We start from the raw sequence: 18041 nt of genomic DNA on the forward strand, positions 1-18041 counted from the left end.
GGACCTGTGCTGAGCCGGCTGCGTGGCGCCATGGCGCGCCTGTGGACGCCCCTCGCCGACGCGCTGCTGCGCGCCGGCGTCTCACCCGACGCCGTCACGGTGGTCGGGACGCTCGGCGTGGTCGTCACCGCGCTGTGGGCGTTCCCGACCGGGCACCTCGCCGTCGGGGCCCTCGTCATCGCCGTCTTCTCGCTGACGGACTCGCTCGACGGCGTCATGGCGCGCCGCGCCGGCCGGTCGGGCCCGTGGGGCGCGTTCCTCGACTCGACGCTCGACCGCTTCGGCGACGCGGCCGTCTTCGGCGGACTCGTCGTGTGGTTCGCCGGGGGCGGGGACGACCGCACGACGGCGCTGCTCGCACTGGTCTGCCTCGTGCTCGGCTCGGTCGTGCCCTACGCCCGGGCGCGTGCCGAGGGCCTCGGCATGACCGCGAGCGGCGGGATCGCCGAGCGGGCGGACCGGCTGTTCGCCGTCCTGCTCGCCGCGCTCGTCGTCGGGCTGGGCGCGCCGACCGTCGTCATGACGGTCGTGCTCGTGCTGCTCGCCGTCGCGTCGGCCGTGACGGTCGTGCAGCGCGTCGCCGCCGTCCGCCGCCAGGTGCGCGCGGGGGTGGCGCCGTGAGCCTCGACGTCGCCCGCGCCTACCAGCTCGCGTGGCGGTACGGGCACCGTGTCCCCGGGCCGGTCGTCCGTGCGCTCACCACCGTCGCCGCCGACGTCACCTGGCTGCGCCGCGGGGGCGGCGTCCGGCGCCTTGAGGCCAACCTCGCGCGCGTGCGCCCCGACGTCGACGGCCGGGCGCTGCGGCGGCTGTCGCGCGCCGGCCTGCGCTCGTACCTGCGGTACTTCGGCGAGACGTTCACGCTGCGTGCGCTGACGCCCGACCAGGTCGCCGCGCGCGTGCGCGCCACGGGCCGCGAGCACGTGCAGCCGCACCTCGACGCCGGCCGCCAGGTCGTCCTGGCCCTCGGGCACATGGGCAACTGGGACCTCGCGGGCGCCTGGGCGACGACGCACCTCGCGCACGTCACCACCGTCGCCGAGCGCCTCGAGCCCGAGGAGCTGTTCCAGGAGTTCGCCGCCTTCCGCGAGAGCATCGGGCTGACGATCGTGCCCCTGACGGGCGGCGGCGACGTGTTCCGCCGCCTGACGCGCGTGGTGCGCTCCGGCCCGGGCCTCCTGCCGCTCCTGGCCGACCGCGACCTGACCGCCAAGGGTGTCGAGGTCGACCTCCTCGGGCACCGCGCGCGCGTCGCGGCGGGCCCGGCGGCGCTGGCCGTGAGCAGCGGTGCGCCGCTCGTGCCCACCGCGATCACGTACGAGCGCCTGCGCGGCGCGCGTCGCCGCGCCGCCGGCGGCCCGTGGGGCATCGTCATCTCCTTCCTGCCTGCCGTCGACGTGCCCGTCGACCTGCCGCGCGGCGAGCAGGTGCGCGCCGCGACGCAGGCGTGGGTCACGGCGCTCGGCGCGGCGATCCACGCGCGCCCGCAGGACTGGCACATGCTCCAGCGTGTGTTCGTCGAGGACCTCGACCCCGCGCGGGACGCGGCCGTCCGCGCGGACGCCGCGGCGTCGGTCGTGCCCTCCGCGACCTCCACCACCTCGCCCGCCCTCGCGCCGGAGGAGGCGCCGTGACCGCGACCGGACGCCCGCTGCGCGTGGGCATCGTCGTGCCGTACTCGTTCGACGTCCCCGGCGGCGTGCAGTTCCACGTCCGGGACCTCGCCGAGGCGCTGATCGCGCGCGGCCACGAGGTCTCCGTGCTGGCGCCGGCGGCGGACGACACCCCCGTCCCGCCCTACGTCGTCGCCGCCGGGCGCTCCGTCCCCGTCCGCTACAACGGCGCGGTCGCGCGCATGACCTTCGGCCCGGTGACCGCCAACCGCGTGCGCCGCTGGCTCGCCGCGGGCGAGTTCGACGTGCTGCACCTGCACGAGCCCGTGACGCCGAGCCTCGGCATGCTGGCGCTGTGGATCGCCGACGGCCCGGTCGTCGCGACGTTCCACACGTCGCTCGTGCGGTCGCGGTCGCTGCAGGCGGCGTACCCCCTCGTGCGGCAGTCGCTCGAGAAGATCTCGCTGCGCATCGCCGTCTCCGAGGACGCGCGGCGCACGCTCGTCGAGCACATGGGCGGCGACGCGGTCGTCATCCCGAACGGCGTCTGGGTCGAGCCGTTCGCCGCCGCGCAGCCCGACCCCCGGTGGACCGGCACGCCCGACGCGCCGACGATCGGCTTCCTCGGCCGGCTCGACGAGCCGCGCAAGGGCCTGTCGGTGCTGCTGCGCGCCATGCCCGCGGTCCTCGACCGCCACCCCGGCGCACGGGTGCTCGTCGCGGGCAGCGGCGAGACGGGCGAGCAGCAGGCGCGCGAGGCGCTCGGCGCCCGCGCGGGCGCCGTCGAGCTGCTCGGCAGCGTCAGCGAGGAGGACAAGGCGCGCCTGCTCGCGTCCGTCGACGTCTACTGCGCCCCGCAGACCGGCGGCGAGAGCTTCGGCATCGTGCTGGTCGAGGCGATGTCCGCGGGCGCGACCGTCGTGGCGAGCGACCTCGGCGCCTTCACGCGCGTCCTCGACGACGGGGAGGCCGGCGTGCTGTTCCGCACCGGCGACCCCGACGACCTGGGGCGCACGCTGCTGTCGGTGCTCGCCGACCCCGACCGCCGGGCCGCGGTGCAGGAGCACGCGTCCCGGGTCGTGCACCGGTACGACTGGTCCGCCGTCACCGACCAGGTGCTCGCCGTGTACGAGATGGCGGTCGCGGGCCGGGACGCCCCCGTCGGCGAGGACCCGTCGTCCCTGCGCGGGGCCCGGCTGCTCGAGCTGCGCCGGAGCCGGGCGTGAGCGGCGGCGCGTGGACCGACGTCGCGCTGGTCGTCCTCGTGGTGCTCGCGCTGCTCGGGTGGCTCGTGTGGGTGCGTGCCAGCCGGCTGGACCGGCTGCACCGCAAGGTGGGCGCCTCGCGGGCGGTCGTCGAGGCGCAGCTCGTGCGGCGCGCGACCGTCGCGGCGGAGCTCGCGACCAGCGGGCTCCTCGACCCGGCCAGCGCGGTCGTCGTGGGGGAGGCGGCGTGGTCGGCGCTCAGCGCCAGCGGCGCCGACGGCGACGTGCCCGCAGGGCTGCTGCCGGACGACCTGCGCGCGCTGCTGCGCGCCGACGGCACGGCCGACGCCCCGCCGGCACCCGGTGCGGCGCCGGCGACCGACCGCGGCCAGGTCGAGAGCGAGCTCAGCGCCGCGCTCGACGAGGTCCTCGACGACCCCGACGAGGTGGCGGCGCTCTCCGCCGAGCCCGGCGGCGACGAGCTCCTCGAGGCCCTCGCGGCATCCTGGTACCGGGTGCAGCTCGCCCGCCGCTTCCACAACGAGGCGGTCGCCCAGACGCAGCGCGTGCGCCGGGGGCTCCTCGTCCGTGCGCTGCGTCTGGCCGGGCACGCGCGCGAGCCCCGGACGCTCGAGCTCGACGACGCGTGGCCCGCCGGGCTGGCACGGCCGGGGGAGGGCGCCGCCGCCCGCGGCGGTGGGACGCGCGGGTAGTGCACCGGCGCGACGAACTAGGATGGGGACGTCATGACCACGGCGGCCGGCGCTCGAGGGCGCGCCCCAGAGCGTCGCGTCCCGCACCCTGATCGAAGAGGCCCGCAGTGACCGAGAACACCCAGCCCAGCGCCGCCGCCGGCGAGGTGGGCACCGCACGCGTCAAGCGCGGCATGGCGGAGATGCTCAAGGGCGGCGTCATCATGGACGTCGTCACCCCGGAGCAGGCGAAGATCGCCGAGGACGCCGGTGCCGTCGCCGTCATGGCGCTCGAGCGCGTCCCGGCCGACATCCGCGCCCAGGGCGGCGTCGCGCGCATGAGCGACCCCGACCTCATCGACGGCATCATCTCGACCGTCTCCATCCCGGTCATGGCGAAGGCCCGCATCGGGCACTTCGTCGAGGCGCAGGTGCTGCAGAGCCTCGGTGTCGACTACGTCGACGAGTCCGAGGTCCTCACGCCCGCCGACTTCGCGCACCACATCGACAAGTGGGCCTTCACGGTGCCCTTCGTCTGCGGTGCGACGAACCTCGGCGAGGCGCTGCGCCGCATCACCGAGGGCGCGGCGATGATCCGCTCCAAGGGCGAGGCCGGCACGGGCGACGTGTCGAACGCGACGACGCACATGCGCACGCTGCGCGACGAGATCCGCCGCCTCACGTCGCTGCCCGAGGACGAGCTGTACCTCGCGGCCAAGGAGCTGCAGGCGCCGTACGACCTCGTCAAGGAGGTGGCGACGGCCGGCAAGCTCCCCGTCGTGCTGTTCACCGCGGGCGGCATCGCCACGCCGGCCGACGCCGCGATGATGATGCAGCTCGGCGCCGAGGGCGTGTTCGTCGGCTCGGGCATCTTCAAGTCGGGCAACCCCGCGGAGCGCGCCGCCGCCATCGTCAAGGCGACGACGTTCTACGACGACCCCGACGTCATCGCCAAGGTCTCGCGCGGCCTGGGCGAGGCCATGGTCGGCATCAACGTCGACGACGTGCCGGTGCCGCACCGCCTCGCCGAGCGCGGCTGGTGACGACGACCGACCCGCAGGACCACGGCGCCGCCCCCGGCCCGCGCGCGAGCGCGGACGGGGGCGGCGCCGTCCGCGGCTTCGGCCCCGAGTGGCGGCGCGGCGAGGACGGCCTGCTGTTCCGCCGGGCCGCCCGCGTGATCCTGCTCGACGAGCGGGACCGGGTGCTGCTCGTGCGCGGCCACGACGTCGACCAGCCCGAGCGCTCCTGGTGGTTCACCGTCGGAGGCGGCCTCGACGACGGCGAGGACGCGCGGGCCGCCGCGGTGCGCGAGGTCCGGGAGGAGACGGGGATCGCGCTCACGGCCGACGCGCTCGTCGGTCCCGTGTTCACGCGCTCCGCGGTCTTCGACTTCTTCGCCCAGCACTGCCGCCAGGACGAGGACCTGTTCCTGGCCCGGGTGCACTCGTCCGACGTCGGCGCGCTGTCCCGCGACGGCTGGACCGACGTCGAGCTCGACGTCATCGACGAGCTGGCGTGGTGGGACCTCGACGCGCTCGCGGCGGTCGACATCGAGGTGTTCCCGGCCGGTCTCGCCGACCTCGTGCGCTCGGTGCTCGCGTGGGACGGCACGGTCCGCCACCTCGGGCTCGCGCGCGAGTGACCGCGCGCCGCGTGCGACGTACCCGCCGGTGACGTGACGTCGCGCGGCCGGCGTCCCTGCCGTGCCGCGACCCGCCCCGTCCGCGCGGGTCGCCCGCACCCCGCTCCGGCAGCACGGCAGGCCGGCACCTCGCCCTCCGCGACCTAGGATCGACGTCCGTGAGCCCCACGATCGGAGTCCTGGCCCTGCAGGGTGACGTGCGCGAGCACGTCGCCGCGCTCGAGCACGAGGGGGTGCGGGCCGTCGGCGTGCGCCGGCCGAGCGAGCTCGACGCGGTCGACGCGCTGGTCGTGCCCGGCGGCGAGTCGACCACGATGGACAAGCTGCTGCGGGCGTTCGACCTGCACGAGCCGGTGCGCGAGCGGCTGCGTGCCGGCATGCCGGCCTACGGCTCGTGCGCCGGGATGATCCTGCTCGCCGACCGCATCCTCGGCGGCATCGAGGGCCAGCAGACCCTCGGCGGCGTCGACATCACGGTCCGCCGCAACGCGTTCGGCCGGCAGGTCGACTCCTTCGAGACGGACCTCGTCATCGACGGCCTCGAGGACTCGGTCGCCGACCCCGTGCACGCGGTGTTCATCAGGGCGCCGTGGGTGGAGGAGGTCGGCCCGGCCGCCACGGTCGTCGGACGCGTCGAGGAGGGCCCCGCCGCCGGTAGGATCGTCGCGGTGCGCCAGGGCCCTGTGCTCGTCACCTCCTTCCACCCGGAGGTGACCGGGGACACGCGCGTGCACCGCCTGTTCGTGCAGATCGTCCGCGACAGCGTCTGAGGCCGCGGCGCCCCGCACCGTCGCGGTGCCGGGGAGCGCGCCACGCAGGCCAGCGGAGACGGAGGGTAGACGAGGCATGTCCGGACATTCCAAGTGGGCCACCACGAAGCACAAGAAGGCCGTGATCGACGCCAAGCGCGGCAAGCTGTTCGCCAAGCTGGTCAAGAACGTCGAGGTCGCGGCCCGCACGGGCGGTGCCGACCCGGCCGGCAACCCGACCCTCTTCGACGCCATCCAGAAGGCGAAGAAGTCGTCGGTGCCGAACGACAACATCGACCGCGCCCTCAAGCGCGGGTCCGGCCAGGAGGCCGGCGGTGCCGACTACCAGACGATCATGTACGAGGGCTACGGCCCCGGCGGCGTCGCGGTGCTGGTCGAGTGCCTCACCGACAACCGCAACCGTGCCGCCTCGGACGTGCGCGTCGCGTTCACGCGCAACGGCGGGCAGATGGCCGACCCCGGCTCGGTGTCGTACATCTTCAGCCGCAAGGGCGTCGTGATCGTCCCCAAGGAGGGCACCGACGAGGACGCCGTCATGGAGGCCGTGCTCGAGGCGGGCGGCGAGGAGGTCACCGACCTCGGCGACCAGTTCGAGGTGCTGTCCGAGGCGACCGACCTGGTGCCCGTGCGCACCGCGCTGCAGGACGCGGGCATCGAGTACGACTCCGCGGACGTGGTGTTCTGGCCGTCGACGCAGATCGAGGTCGACGCCGACGGCGCGCGCAAGATCCTCCGGCTCATCGACGCGCTCGAGGACTCCGACGACGTGCAGAACGTGTACGCCAACTTCGACGCCTCCGACGAGGTCATGGCGCAGCTCGACGACGAGTGACGCACCGGCGACGCGCCGGGTCCCGCACGGGGCCCGGCGCGTCGCCGTGTCCGGGCACGCCTGCGCGGACCGGGCGCCGGTGCCTGCGACGATGGGCGCGTGCGCGTCCTCGGAGTCGACCCCGGTCTCACCCGCTGCGGCCTCGGCGTCGTCGACGGGCTGCCGGGCCGCCGGCTGCGCATGGTGGCGGTGGACGTCGCGACGTCCGAGCCGGGCCTGGACGTCGACCAGCGGCTGCTGCGCATCGAGCGGCGCATCGAGGAGTACCTCGAGGAGCACGCGCCCGACACCGTGGCCGTCGAGCGGGTCTTCGCGCAGCACAACGTCAGCACGGTGATGGGTACGGCCCAGGTCGCCGGCCTGGCGCTGGTCGCGGCCGCACGCCGCCGCATCCCGGTCGCCATGCACACGCCGAGCGAGGTCAAGGCCGCCGTGACGGGCAGCGGCCGCGCCGACAAGGCGCAGGTGCAGCAGATGGTCCGGCGGCTGCTCGAGCTCGAGGTCGCGCCCCGCCCCGCCGACGCCGCGGACGCGCTGGCACTCGCCATCTGCCACCTGTGGCGGCCGGCCGGGGCGATCGGCGCGCCGCAGCGCGCGCCCGGGTCGATGACGCCGGCGCAGCGCGCGTGGGCCGCGGCGGAGCAGGCGGCGCGCCGCCGGGCGTGAGCGTGTCGTTCGTACAGGTGTTCGCCCGCTGTGGCACAGTGGTCGCCGGTGCGCCGGCCGCGTGGGTCGCGCGCGGGAGCGGGAGGTGCGTGCGGTGATCGCGTCCGTGCACGGGACGGTGCTGACGGTGCGGCTCGACGCCGCGGTGGTCGAGGTCGGCGGCGTCGGCATGCTCGTGCAGGCGACGCCCACGACGCTCGCCGGGCTCCGGGTCGGCACGCCCGCCCGCCTGTTCACGTCGCTCGTGGTCCGCGAGGACTCGCTGACGCTCTTCGGGTTCGCGGACGCCGACGAGCGCGACGTCTTCGAGATCCTGCAGACCGTCACCGGCGTGGGACCGCGCCTCGCCCTGGCGATGCTGGCGGTGCACACACCCGACGGGTTGCGGCGCGCGGTCGCCGACGAGGACCTGGCCGCGCTCGTGCGCGTGCCGGGCATCGGCCGCAAGGGCGCGCAGCGCATCGTCCTCGAGCTCGGGGACCGCCTGGGCGCACCGACGCCGGTGGGCGGCGGCCCCGCGCGGTCCGCCGTCGCTGCCGACCACCGCGACCAGGTCGTCGACGCGCTCGTCGGGCTCGGCTGGCCGCTGCGCGCCGCGCAGGACGCGGTCGCGGGCGTGCTCGACGGCGGCACGGAGCCCGTGGGCGCCGACGAGGTGCCCGGCGTCCTGCGTGCCGCGCTCCGCGTGCTCGGGGGTTCGCGTGCCTGAGGCGGGGCTGCCGGCGGACGACGGCGCCGCGCCCGAGTCCCTCGTGCGCGCGGGTGCCGACGAGCTCGAGCGCGCCGCCGAGGCGGCGCTGCGCCCGCGCCGCCTCGACGAGTTCGTCGGGCAGCGCGTCGTGCGCGACCAGCTCTCGCTCGTGCTCCAGGCGGCCCTCAACCGCGGGCGCGCGCCGGACCACGTGCTCCTGTCCGGCCCGCCCGGCCTGGGCAAGACGACGCTCGCCATGATCATCGCCGCGGAGCTCGGCACGTCGTTGCGCGTGACCAGCGGCCCGGCCATCCAGCACGCGGGCGACCTCGCCGCGGTGCTGTCCTCGCTCGAGGAGGGCGAGGTGCTGTTCCTCGACGAGATCCACCGGCTGGCGCGCCCGGCCGAGGAGCTGCTGTACGTCGCCATGGAGGACTTCCGGGTCGACGTGGTCGTCGGCAAGGGCGCGGGCGCGAGCGCGATCCCGCTGTCGCTCCCACCGTTCACCGTCGTCGGCGCGACGACGCGCGCCGGGCTGCTGCCGGCGCCCCTGCGGGACCGCTTCGGCTTCACCGGCCACCTCGACTTCTACGACGACGAGGAGCTCGAGCGCGTCCTGCTGCGGTCCGCCGGTCTGCTCGACGTGCCGCTCGAGGGCGAGGCCGCCGCGGAGATCGCGTCGCGCTCGCGCGGCACGCCGCGCATCGCGAACCGCCTGCTGCGCCGTGTGCGCGACTGGGCGGAGGTGCGCGGCGACGGCCGGCTCACGCTCGACGCGGCACGGGCCGCGCTGGCGGTGTACGAGGTCGACGAGCGCGGGCTCGACCGGCTCGACCGGTCGGTGCTGCAGGCGCTGTGCCTGCGGTTCGGCGGCGGGCCGGTGGGCCTGACGACGCTCGCCGTCGCCGTGGGGGAGGAGCCCGAGACCGTGGAGACGGTCGCCGAGCCGTTCCTCGTGCGGGAGGGCCTGATCGGCCGGACGCCGCGCGGGCGCGTGGCGATGCCCGCGGCGTGGGACCACCTCGGCCTCGACCGCCCGGCGCCGGCGGACACGCTTTTCGGCTGAGGGCGGCCGGCCGCTGACCGCCGAGCCACCGGGACCGCCGCCGGGTGGGTCCGGGAACGGTCCGGGGCGGACGGACGTTGGAGGCTCCGGCCGCGGCGCCTAGACTGCGGCGGACGTCGACACCGATGCGGAGACCTTCCCCCTCATGGACTACTCGTTCCTCATCATCCTGCTGGTCGCCTTCGCGGCCCTGTGGTTCATGTCGAGCCGCACCCGCAAGCAGCAGCGGGAGATGGCCGACCTGCGCACCAACCTCGAGGTCGGCGACGAGGTCATGACCGGGTCCGGGCTGTTCGGCACCGTCACCGCCGTCGAGGGCGACGTCGTGACGCTCGAGTCCACGCCGGGTTCCGAGACCCGGTGGCTCAGGGCCGCGATCGCTCGCCGCGTCGACCCGCCCGTCGTGGACGACGTCGAGGAGGTCGTGGTCGAGGACGACGCCACCGACGCGGACGACCGCGACGGCGTCATCGACGTCCCGGACGACCTGTCGTCGCTGCCGCCGGAGAACCCGCGCCGCGACGACGACACCGACAGGAAGTGACCGTCGGCCCGGGCGACGACGCCCGGGCCTGGATCCCACCGACCGCCCCGCGGCCGGTGCGCGCACGAGAGAAGAACTGCGTTGGCTCCTCCTCCCCGCCGCCGTGAACGGCCGATCCGTACGCTCGTCGCACTCGGAGTGCTGATCGGCGCGATCTTCGCGACGCTCGCCGCCGGGCACCAGTGGAGCGACGCCGAGCTGACCCCGAGCCTGGCGCTCGACCTCGAGGGCGGCACGCAGGTCATCCTCCAGCCGGTCGCCGAGGCCGAGGGGGCGGTCACCTCCGACACCATCGACCAGGCGATCGGCGTCATCCGCCAGCGCGTCGACGCGTCGGGCGTGGCCGAGGCCGAGATCACGAGCCAGGGCGGCTCCAACATCGTCGTGGCACTGCCCGGCCGGCCGAGCGAGGAGACGCTGGACCTCGTCCGGACGTCGGCGCAGATGGAGTTCCGGCCGGTGCTCGTCATGGCCGCTCCCACGCCCACGGCCGCGACGGACCCGGCGGCGACGGCCACCCCGGCGCCCGAGGAGTCCGCCGCCCCGGCCGAGGGCGACGCCGCCGAGGGTGAGACGGCCGTGCAGCCCGCGACGGACGCCACGCCCGAGCCGGCCGACCCGGCGGCGACCCCGCCCGCCGCCGAGGAGCCCTCGGACGAGCCGGCCACGGCCGAGCCCACGAGCCCCAGCGACGTCGCGTACTACCTGACGCCCGCGGTGCAGGCGCAGTTCGACGCGCTCGACTGCACGCTCCCCGAGAACCGCACGGGCGGCGCCCCCGGCGACCCGACGAAGGCGTTCGTCACCTGCGACCAGACGGGTACCGCGAAGTTCATCCTCGGGCCGGTCGAGATCGAGGGCTCCGACATCGACACGGCGACGTCCGGCCTGCGTCAGCTGCAGTCGGGCGCGACGACGAACGAGTGGGTCGTCAACCTCGAGTTCACCTCGCGCGGCGCGCCGCAGTTCACGGAGACGACGACGCGTCTCGCGTCGCAGGCGCCGCCGTTGAACCAGTTCGCGGTCGTGCTCGACGCGCTGGTCATCTCCGCGCCGTCGGTCAACGAGGTGATCCCGAACGGGCGGGCCGAGATCTCCGGCACGTTCACGCGGGACTCCGCCGCGGCGCTGGCCAACCAGCTCAGCTTCGGCTCGCTGCCGATCAGCTTCGAGGTGCAGAGCGAGCAGCAGATCTCCGCCACGCTCGGCGCCGAGCAGCTGCGCAACGGTCTGCTGGCCGGTCTGCTCGGCCTCGTGCTCGTCGTCGTCTACTCGCTGTTCCAGTACCGCGCGCTCGGCGTGGTCACCGTCGCGTCGCTCGTCGTCGCGGCGATCCTGACCTACGGCGTCATCACGCTCCTGTCGTGGTGGCAGGGCTACCGGCTCTCCCTGCCCGGCGTGGCGGGTGTGATCGTCGGCATCGGCGTCACCGCGGACTCGTTCATCGTGTACTTCGAGCGCATCCGCGACGAGCTGCGCGACGGGCGCTCCCTCGCCGCCGCCGTGGACCGCGGCTGGGAGCGCGCGCGCCGCACGATCATCGCGTCCGACGCGGTGAACTTCCTCGCGGCCGTGGTCCTCTACGCCCTGGCCGTCGGCGGGGTCCGCGGCTTCGCCTTCACGCTCGGCCTGACGACCGTCATGGACCTGCTCATCGTCTTCTGGTTCACGCGCCCGCTCCTGCAGCTGCTCGCGCGCACGCGGTTCTTCGCCGACGGGCACCCCGCCTCCGGCCTCGACCCCCGCCGCCTGGGCGTCGACACGCCGCGCGTGCGCTACACCGGCCGCGGCCGCGTCACCACGACGGGCACCGCGACGGCGACCGCGCCCGAGGCGATCGACGGCCTCGGCGACCGTCCGGCGCCCGCGCGCCGCCCGCAGCAGCCCGTCGCCGCCGGCGTCGGGGGCATGACCATCGCCGAGCGCCGCGCCGCCGCACGTGCCGCGCAGTCCGGCGCGACGCCCGGGGCGGGCGCCGACGACGCGTCGGACGACCCGACGACCACGACCGACGCGCCCACCGGGCGTCCCGAGGGGAGCGACCACTGATGGCCTCCGGTTTCGCCCAGTGGGGCAACGACCTCTACACCGGACGGCGGTCGTACGACGTCGTCGGCAGGCGCCGCCGCTTCTACGTGGTGTCGGGTCTGCTCGTGCTCCTGTCGCTCGTGCTGCTCGTGCGCCCGGGCCTCAACCCCGGCATCGACTTCCGCGGCGGGTCGCAGTTCACCGTCTCGGGAGTGGCGGATCTCGACCAGCAGCTCGCCGTCGAGACCGTGCAGTCCGTCAGCCCCGACGAGGTGCCTCGCGTGGCCACCGTCGGCGGCCGGTCGCTGCGCATCCAGACGTCGCAGCTCGCCGCGTCCGAGGTCACGGAGGTGACGGCGGCGCTCGCCGAGGCGTTCGACGTGCCCGAGGAGGACGTCACCAGCGAGTACATCGGCCCCGCGTGGGGCCAGGACGTGTCGCAGAAGGCGCTCACCGGACTCGGCGTGTTCCTCGTCCTCGTGATGCTCGCGATGACGTTCTACTTCCGCAACTGGCGGATGGCCGCCGCGGCGATCATCGCGCTCTTCCACGACCTGATCCTCACCGTCGGGATCTACGCGGCGGTCGGCTGGGAGGTCACGCCGGCGACGGTCATCGGCTTCCTCACGATCCTCGCGTACTCGATCTACGACACGGTCGTCGTGTTCGACAAGGTGCGGGAGAACACGGCGGACACGCTGGACCAGACACGGTTCACCTACGGCGAGCGTGCCAACCTGGCCGTCAACCAGACGCTCGTCCGCTCCATCAACACGTCGGTGGTCGCGCTGCTGCCCGTGCTCTCGATCCTCGTCGTGGGCGCGTTCATCCTCGGTGCCGGGACCCTGCGCGACATCGCCCTGTCGTTGTTCGTCGGCATGCTCGTCGGCACCTACTCGTCGATCTTCCTCGCGACACCGCTCGAGGTGTCGCTGCGCGAGCGCGAACCGCGGATCCGCGAGCACACCGCGAAGGTGCTGGCGCAGCGCGCGGGGACCGCGGCGGCGGACGGTGGCGCGGGGGAGCCGGCCCTCGCCGGCGCGCCCCGCGCGACCGCGGCGCTGCGGCCGGGCGGGCACCAGGGCCAGGCGGCCCAGCCGCGGCGCAAGAGCCGGTGAGCGCGCTGACGGGCGACGCGCGCGCCGACCTGGCGCGTCGCGTCGACGGCCTGCTGCGCACGGTGCCGGACTTCCCCGAGCCGGGCGTCCAGTTCCGCGACATCATGCCGCTGCTGGCCGACCCGGCCGCGTTCGCCGAGGTCGTCGCGGCGCTGGCCGCCGACGCCCCGGGCCGGGTGGACCTCGTCGCCGGCATGGAGGCCCGCGGGTTCCTGCTCGCTGCGCCGGTCGCCACCGCGCTCGGCGCGGGCGTCGTGCCGGTGCGCAAGGCCGGCAAGCTCCCGGGGCCGGTCGCGTCGGCGACGTACGCGCTCGAGTACGGGACGGCGACCGTCGAGGTGCAGCCGTTCACGGTGCCGGTCGGCGCGCGCGTGCTCGTCATCGACGACGTGCTCGCCACCGGCGGGACCGCCGCGGCGACGGTCGAGCTGCTCGAGCGCTGCGGCGCCGAGGTGATCGGCCTCAGCTTCCTCGTCGAGCTGGAGGCGCTGCGCGGGCGGGACCTGCTGCCCGGTCGCGAGATCGACGCGCTGCTCACGCTCTGACCCGCGCCGCGCGCGCTGCACCGTCCGTCGCGCGCGGCGGCCCGTCACCCGTGCGGACCGCCGCGTGCGAGTCGGCACGTGCACCGACGTAGACTCGTCCGACCAGGACCGCACCGTCGGCCGTCCGCCGCGGTGGTCGCCGCCGGTCCGCACGACGGTCAGGGGGAGGGGGTGCCGTGAACGAGAAGGTGAAGGCCGCGCCGTCGGAGACGGGCACGCCCGCGCCGGCGCCCTCGGACGCACCCCCCGCGTCGTCCGCGCCCGCCGCGGCGTCGATGCCCGGTACGGGCGTGCCCGTGGCCGGCGACGGTGGCGACGGCGTCGGGTCGTCCGGCTCGCGCGTGCGCGCCCGCCTCGCCCGGCTCTCGGGCCGGTCCGGCGCGACGTACCCGGCGCTCGAGCCGGTGCTCCAGGCCGTCCGCATGAACCACCCGAAGGCGGACCTGTCCGCGGTGGAGCAGGCCTACGTCGTCGCGGAGCGCGCGCACCGCGGCCAGCTGCGCAAGAGCGGCGACCCGTACATCACGCACCCCGTCGCCGTCGCCACCATCCTCGCCGAGCTCGGCATGACCCCGTCGACGCTCGTCGCGGCGCTCCTGCACGACACGGTCGAGGACACCGAGTACTCGCTGGACCAGCTGCGGCGCGAGTTCGGGCCCGAGGTCGCGATGCTCGTCGACGGCGTCACGAAGCTCGACAAGGTCGCGTACGGCGACGCGGCGCAGGCCGAGACGGTGCGCAAGATGGTCGTCGCGATGTCGCGCGACATCCGGGTGCTCGTCATCAAGCTCGCCGACCGCCTGCACAACGCCCGCACGTGGAAGTTCGTCGCCGCGTCGTCGGCCGAGAAGAAGGCGCGCGAGACGCTCGAGATCTACGCGCCGCTCGCCCACCGCCTCGGCATGAACACCATCAAGTGGGAGCTCGAGGACCTCTCGTTCGCGACGCTCTACCCGAAGGTCTACGACGAGATCGTGCACCTCGTGGCGGAGCGCGCCCCCGCCCGTGAGGAGTACCTCGCGACGGTCCGCGACCAGGTCGGCACGGACCTGCGCGGCGCGAAGATCCGCGCGACCGTCACCGGGCGGCCGAAGCACTACTACTCGATCTACCAGAAGATGATCGTGCGCGGCCGCGACTTCGCCGACATCTACGACCTCGTGGGCGTCCGCGTCCTCGTCGACACGGTACGCGACTGCTACGCGGCCCTCGGCGCCCTGCACGCGCGGTGGAACCCGGTCCCCGGCCGGTTCAAGGACTACATCGCGATGCCGAAGTTCAACCTGTACCAGTCGCTGCACACGACGGTGATCGGCCCCGGCGGCAAGCCGGTGGAGATCCAGATCCGCACGCACGACATGCACCGCCGTGCCGAGTACGGCGTCGCCGCGCACTGGAAGTACAAGGAGAACGCCAAGAACGGCCAGCCGGCCGGCGACGACATGACGTGGCTGCGTCAGCTCGTCGACTGGCAGCGGGAGACCGCGGACCCGGCCGAGTTCCTCGACCTGCTGCGCGACGAGATCGCCGGTGCCGAGGTGTACGTGTTCACGCCGAAGGGGGACGTCCAGGCGCTGCCCGCGGGCTCGACGCCGGTCGACTTCGCGTACGCCGTGCACACCGAGGTCGGGCACCGCACCATGGGCGCCCGCGTCAACGGTCGGCTCGTGCCGCTCGACTCGACGCTCGAGAACGGCGACGTCGTCGAGGTGTTCACCTCGCGCTCCGAGACCGCCGGCCCGAGCCGTGACTGGCTGGGCTTCGTCAAGAGCCCCCGCGCCCGGAACAAGATCCGCCAGTGGTTCACCAAGGAGCGGCGCGAGGAGGCGGTCGAGCACGGCAAGGACGCCATCGCAAAGGCGATGCGCAAGCAGAACCTGCCGATCCAGCGCCTGATGTCCCACGAGGCGCTCGTCGCGCTCGCGCACGAGATGCGGTACGCCGACGTGTCGGCGCTGTACGCCGCCGTCGGTGAGGGGCAGGCGTCGGCCGCGTCCGTCGTGCAGCGCCTCGTGCACTCGCTCGGCGGCGAGCCGGCGGCCGAGGAGGACCTGGCCGAGACAGCCCGTCCGGGGCAGCCGTCGCGGCGCGTGCGGACGGGCGACCCCGGGGTCGTCGTCAAGGGTGTCGAGGACGTCTGGGTCAAGCTCGCGAAGTGCTGCACGCCGGTGCCCGGCGACGAGATCCTCGGTTTCGTCACGCGCGGGCAGGGCGTGTCGGTGCACCGCACGGACTGCATCAACGTCGAGGCGCTGCGCCGCCAGCCGGAGCGGCTCGTCGACGTCGGGTGGACGCACACGAGCTCGCAGCTGTTCCTCGTCCAGATCCAGGTCGAGGCGCTCGACCGCAGCCGGCTGCTGTCGGACGTGACGCGGGTGCTGTCCGACCACCACGTCAACATCCTGTCGGCGTCCGTGTCGACGTCCCGCGACCGCGTCGCGCTGTCCCGGTTCGTCTTCGAGATGGCGGAGCCGTCGCACCTCGCGTCGGTGCTGGCCGCCGTCCGGAAGGTCGAGGGCGTGTTCGACGTCTACCGGGTGACGGGCGCCCGTGCCGCGGAGGAGCCGGTCATCCGGGCCTGACGGCGCGCGTCCCGGCGGCGCCCGCCGCCTCGCGCAGCAGGGCGCGGGCCCGCCGGACCCCGCGGTGCCCCTCGAGGTCGTCGAGGACCGCGGCCGCCGCGGCGAGGTCCACGCCGCAGCGGTCCGCCAGCCGGTCCACCGCCGCGCGCGCCACGGTGGGCGGCTCCCAGCGCGCGACGTCGAGGACCGTGCGCAGCGGCGTGGTCACGACGGTGCCGCTGAGGACGACGACGTCGGCGGCGGGGAGCCGTGCCTCGGCGACCCACCGGTCGGGGTGGGCGTCGGGCCGTCGCGTCCCCGCGCCCACGAGGACCGTCGCGCGTCGGGGGGCGGCGCCGCCCGCGTGCACCCAGACGGCGGACAGGCGGCCCACCGCGCCGCGGGCGGGCACGAGCCCGGCGAGCGCGGCGGCGCGGACCGCCGGTGTCTCGGCGGTGCCCGCGGTCCGCGCGACGCCGCCCCACAGCGGGACGAGGTGGCCGTCGGCCAGCAGCCCCGCCCAGGCGAGCGGGCCGACGTCCCGCCGGTGCACCAGCGCCGGCAGAGCCTGCGGCGGGGGACGCAGCCGCACGAGGGCCGGCGGGGCGGTGCTCGAGGTCGTCACGCGCCCAGCATGACGCGCGGCGGCACCGTGGTGCGGCGAGGGCGCCCGTCCTGTGGACGGGCGCCCTCGCCGGCGACTCCTCCGACGACCGCTGCCGACGGTCCTGCGCCGTGGTCGCGGCCGGTGCGGCTCAGCCCCGGGCGTCGTCCGCCGCGCGCTGGACCTGCTCGAGCCAGGCGCGTCGCGCGTCCAGCGCGGCCTGCGCCTCGGCGACGCGCCGCTGGTCACCGGCAGCCTGCGCCTTCGCGAGGTCGTCCTCGAGACCGGCGATGGCCTGCTCGAGCTGCGCCGCCGCACCCTCGGCGCGGGCCCGCGTCTCGGGGTTGCTGCGCCGCCACTGGGCGCTCTCGGCGTCGCGCACCGCCTGCTCGACGGCGCGCATGCGGCCCTCGACGCGCTGCAGGTCCCCACGGGGCACCTTGCCGGCGGCCTCCCAGCGGTCCTGCAGGGACCGCAGCGCCGCCTTCGCGGCACCGAGGTCGCGGACCGGCAGGATCGCCTCCGCCTCGACGAGCAGCGCCTCCTTGACCTCCAGGTTGGCGCGGAACTCCGCGTCGACCGCCTGGTTCGCCGCGTCGCGGGCGGCGAAGAAGGCGTCCTGCGCCGCGCGGAACCGGGCCCAGAGCGCGTCGTCGACCTGGCGGTTGGCCCGGCCGGCGGACTTCCACCGCGCCATGAGGTCGCGGAAGGCCGCCGACGTCGCACCCCAGTCGGTGCTGCCGGACAGCGCCTCGGCCTGCGCGACGAGGGCCTCCTTGGCGGCCTTCGCCTCGGCGTTGCGGGACTCGAGCTCCGCGAAGAAGTGCCGCCGCTCCCGGTCGAACGTCGTCCGGGCGTGGCTGAACCGCTTCCAGAGGGACTCCTCCGTCGGCCGGTCGATGCGCGGACCCTGGCGCTGCGCGTCCTTCCACTGCTCGAGGAGGGCGCGCAGCTGCTCTCCGGCGGGACGCCACTGGATGCGGCTCGGGTCCGTCCCGGCGATCTTCTCCGCCTGCTCGACGATCTGCGTGCGGGAGGCCACGGCGGCCTCACGCGCCGCCTGGCGCTCCGCCTCCGCCTGCGCCCGGCGCTCGGCGGCCCGCTCGCGCAGCCCGTCGAGACGCGCGCGCAGCCCGTCGAGGTCACCGACGGCGGCCGGCTCGGTCAGCTCCTGGCCGAGCTTGGTGAGCGTCTGGTCGATCTCCTTGACCGAGAGGTCGGTGGCGGCCAGCCGCGCCTCGAAGAGCACGACCTTGGCCTGCAGGTCGAGGTAGCGGCGGACGTACAGGCCCAGCGCCTCCTCGGCGCTCGCGCCGGGGAACTGCCCGACGACACGCTCGCCCGCGGCCTCGCGGACGTGGACGGTGCCGTCCTCGTCGACGCGGCCGAACTCGGCGGCGCGCGCCGCCTCGGCGGGGTCGACCGGCGGCCCGGCCGGTGCCGCGGGCGGGCTCTTATACA

Annotated in this window: 18 protein-coding genes; 16 read left to right on the plus strand and 2 right to left on the minus strand. The window is 75.3% G+C overall.

Features of this window, described 5'->3' with window-relative positions:
• Nucleotides 1-6 precede the first annotated feature (6 nt).
• From pgsA to AB6N23_RS07110, 16 genes are all read left to right on the plus strand, one after another.
• Nucleotides 7-621, plus strand: coding sequence for a phosphatidylinositol phosphate synthase (gene pgsA / locus AB6N23_RS07035; RefSeq protein WP_412865374.1), 615 nt, complete (start codon nucleotides 7-9; stop codon nucleotides 619-621).
• Nucleotides 618-1634 (plus strand): phosphatidylinositol mannoside acyltransferase, encoded by a 1017-nt coding sequence (locus tag AB6N23_RS07040; RefSeq protein WP_412865375.1) that lies wholly within the window; start codon nucleotides 618-620, stop codon nucleotides 1632-1634. Before pgsA ends, AB6N23_RS07040 begins: the two co-directional genes overlap by 4 nt.
• A gap of 17 nt (nucleotides 1635-1651) precedes the next feature.
• Nucleotides 1652-2839, plus strand: coding sequence for a glycosyltransferase family 4 protein (locus tag AB6N23_RS07045; RefSeq protein ID WP_412865390.1), 1188 nt, complete (start codon nucleotides 1652-1654; stop codon nucleotides 2837-2839).
• Nucleotides 2836-3531 (plus strand): hypothetical protein, encoded by a 696-nt coding sequence (locus tag AB6N23_RS07050; RefSeq protein ID WP_412865376.1) that lies wholly within the window; start codon nucleotides 2836-2838, stop codon nucleotides 3529-3531. The genes AB6N23_RS07045 and AB6N23_RS07050 overlap by 4 nt, the downstream gene beginning before the upstream one ends.
• 107 nt (nucleotides 3532-3638) lie before the next feature.
• A complete protein-coding gene (gene pdxS, locus AB6N23_RS07055) occupies nucleotides 3639-4553 on the plus strand; it encodes a pyridoxal 5'-phosphate synthase lyase subunit PdxS (RefSeq protein ID WP_378208409.1) in 915 nt (304 codons plus the stop codon).
• Nucleotides 4550-5155, plus strand: a complete 606-nt coding sequence (locus tag AB6N23_RS07060; protein ID WP_412865377.1) for an NUDIX hydrolase — start codon at nucleotides 4550-4552, stop codon at nucleotides 5153-5155. Before pdxS ends, AB6N23_RS07060 begins: the two co-directional genes overlap by 4 nt.
• Before the next feature lie 158 nt (nucleotides 5156-5313).
• Nucleotides 5314-5925, plus strand: coding sequence for a pyridoxal 5'-phosphate synthase glutaminase subunit PdxT (gene pdxT / locus AB6N23_RS07065; RefSeq protein WP_412865378.1), 612 nt, complete (start codon nucleotides 5314-5316; stop codon nucleotides 5923-5925).
• A 76-nt stretch (nucleotides 5926-6001) separates the two neighbouring features.
• Nucleotides 6002-6757, plus strand: a complete 756-nt coding sequence (locus AB6N23_RS07070; protein WP_412865379.1) for a YebC/PmpR family DNA-binding transcriptional regulator — start codon at nucleotides 6002-6004, stop codon at nucleotides 6755-6757.
• Nucleotides 6758-6856: 99 nt separating this feature from the next.
• Nucleotides 6857-7423: a crossover junction endodeoxyribonuclease RuvC gene (gene ruvC, locus AB6N23_RS07075; RefSeq protein WP_412865380.1), complete on the plus strand. Its 567-nt coding sequence runs from the start codon at nucleotides 6857-6859 to the stop codon at nucleotides 7421-7423.
• Between the two features lie 94 nt (nucleotides 7424-7517).
• On the plus strand, nucleotides 7518-8132 hold the full coding sequence (ruvA, locus tag AB6N23_RS07080) for a Holliday junction branch migration protein RuvA (RefSeq protein WP_412865381.1): 615 nt from the start codon (nucleotides 7518-7520) through the stop codon (nucleotides 8130-8132).
• Nucleotides 8125-9180, plus strand: coding sequence for a Holliday junction branch migration DNA helicase RuvB (ruvB, locus tag AB6N23_RS07085; protein ID WP_412865382.1), 1056 nt, complete (start codon nucleotides 8125-8127; stop codon nucleotides 9178-9180). Before ruvA ends, ruvB begins: the two co-directional genes overlap by 8 nt.
• Before the next feature lie 145 nt (nucleotides 9181-9325).
• The gene (gene yajC, locus AB6N23_RS07090) at nucleotides 9326-9724 is read left to right on the plus strand and encodes a preprotein translocase subunit YajC (RefSeq protein ID WP_412865383.1); all 399 of its coding nucleotides are present in this window, start codon (nucleotides 9326-9328) and stop codon (nucleotides 9722-9724) included.
• Between the two features lie 138 nt (nucleotides 9725-9862).
• Nucleotides 9863-11773, plus strand: coding sequence for a protein translocase subunit SecD (gene secD, locus AB6N23_RS07095; RefSeq protein ID WP_412865384.1), 1911 nt, complete (start codon nucleotides 9863-9865; stop codon nucleotides 11771-11773).
• Entirely contained in the window at nucleotides 11773-12870 is a 1098-nt protein-coding gene (gene secF, locus AB6N23_RS07100) for a protein translocase subunit SecF (RefSeq protein WP_412865385.1), read from the plus strand. The genes secD and secF overlap by 1 nt, the downstream gene beginning before the upstream one ends.
• Nucleotides 12867-13415 (plus strand): adenine phosphoribosyltransferase, encoded by a 549-nt coding sequence (locus tag AB6N23_RS07105; protein ID WP_412865386.1) that lies wholly within the window; start codon nucleotides 12867-12869, stop codon nucleotides 13413-13415. The genes secF and AB6N23_RS07105 overlap by 4 nt, the downstream gene beginning before the upstream one ends.
• Nucleotides 13416-13690: 275 nt before the next feature.
• Nucleotides 13691-15997, plus strand: a complete 2307-nt coding sequence (locus AB6N23_RS07110) for a RelA/SpoT family protein (protein WP_412865391.1) — start codon at nucleotides 13691-13693, stop codon at nucleotides 15995-15997.
• Here the strand turns inward: AB6N23_RS07110 and AB6N23_RS07115 are convergent.
• Nucleotides 15984-16601 carry a hypothetical protein gene (locus AB6N23_RS07115; protein ID WP_412865387.1) on the minus strand — a complete coding sequence of 206 codons (618 nt, stop codon included), beginning with the start codon at nucleotides 16599-16601 and terminating at the stop codon, nucleotides 15984-15986. The two genes, AB6N23_RS07110 and AB6N23_RS07115, sit on opposite strands and share 14 nt — an antisense overlap.
• Nucleotides 16602-16731: 130 nt before the next feature.
• A partial coding sequence (locus tag AB6N23_RS07120; protein ID WP_412865388.1) for a DUF349 domain-containing protein occupies nucleotides 16732-18041 on the minus strand: 1310 nt, incomplete at its 5' end.

The sequence above is a fragment of the Cellulomonas pasadenensis genome, from assembly GCF_047229365.1.
GTDB lineage: Bacteria > Actinomycetota > Actinomycetes > Actinomycetales > Cellulomonadaceae > Cellulomonas.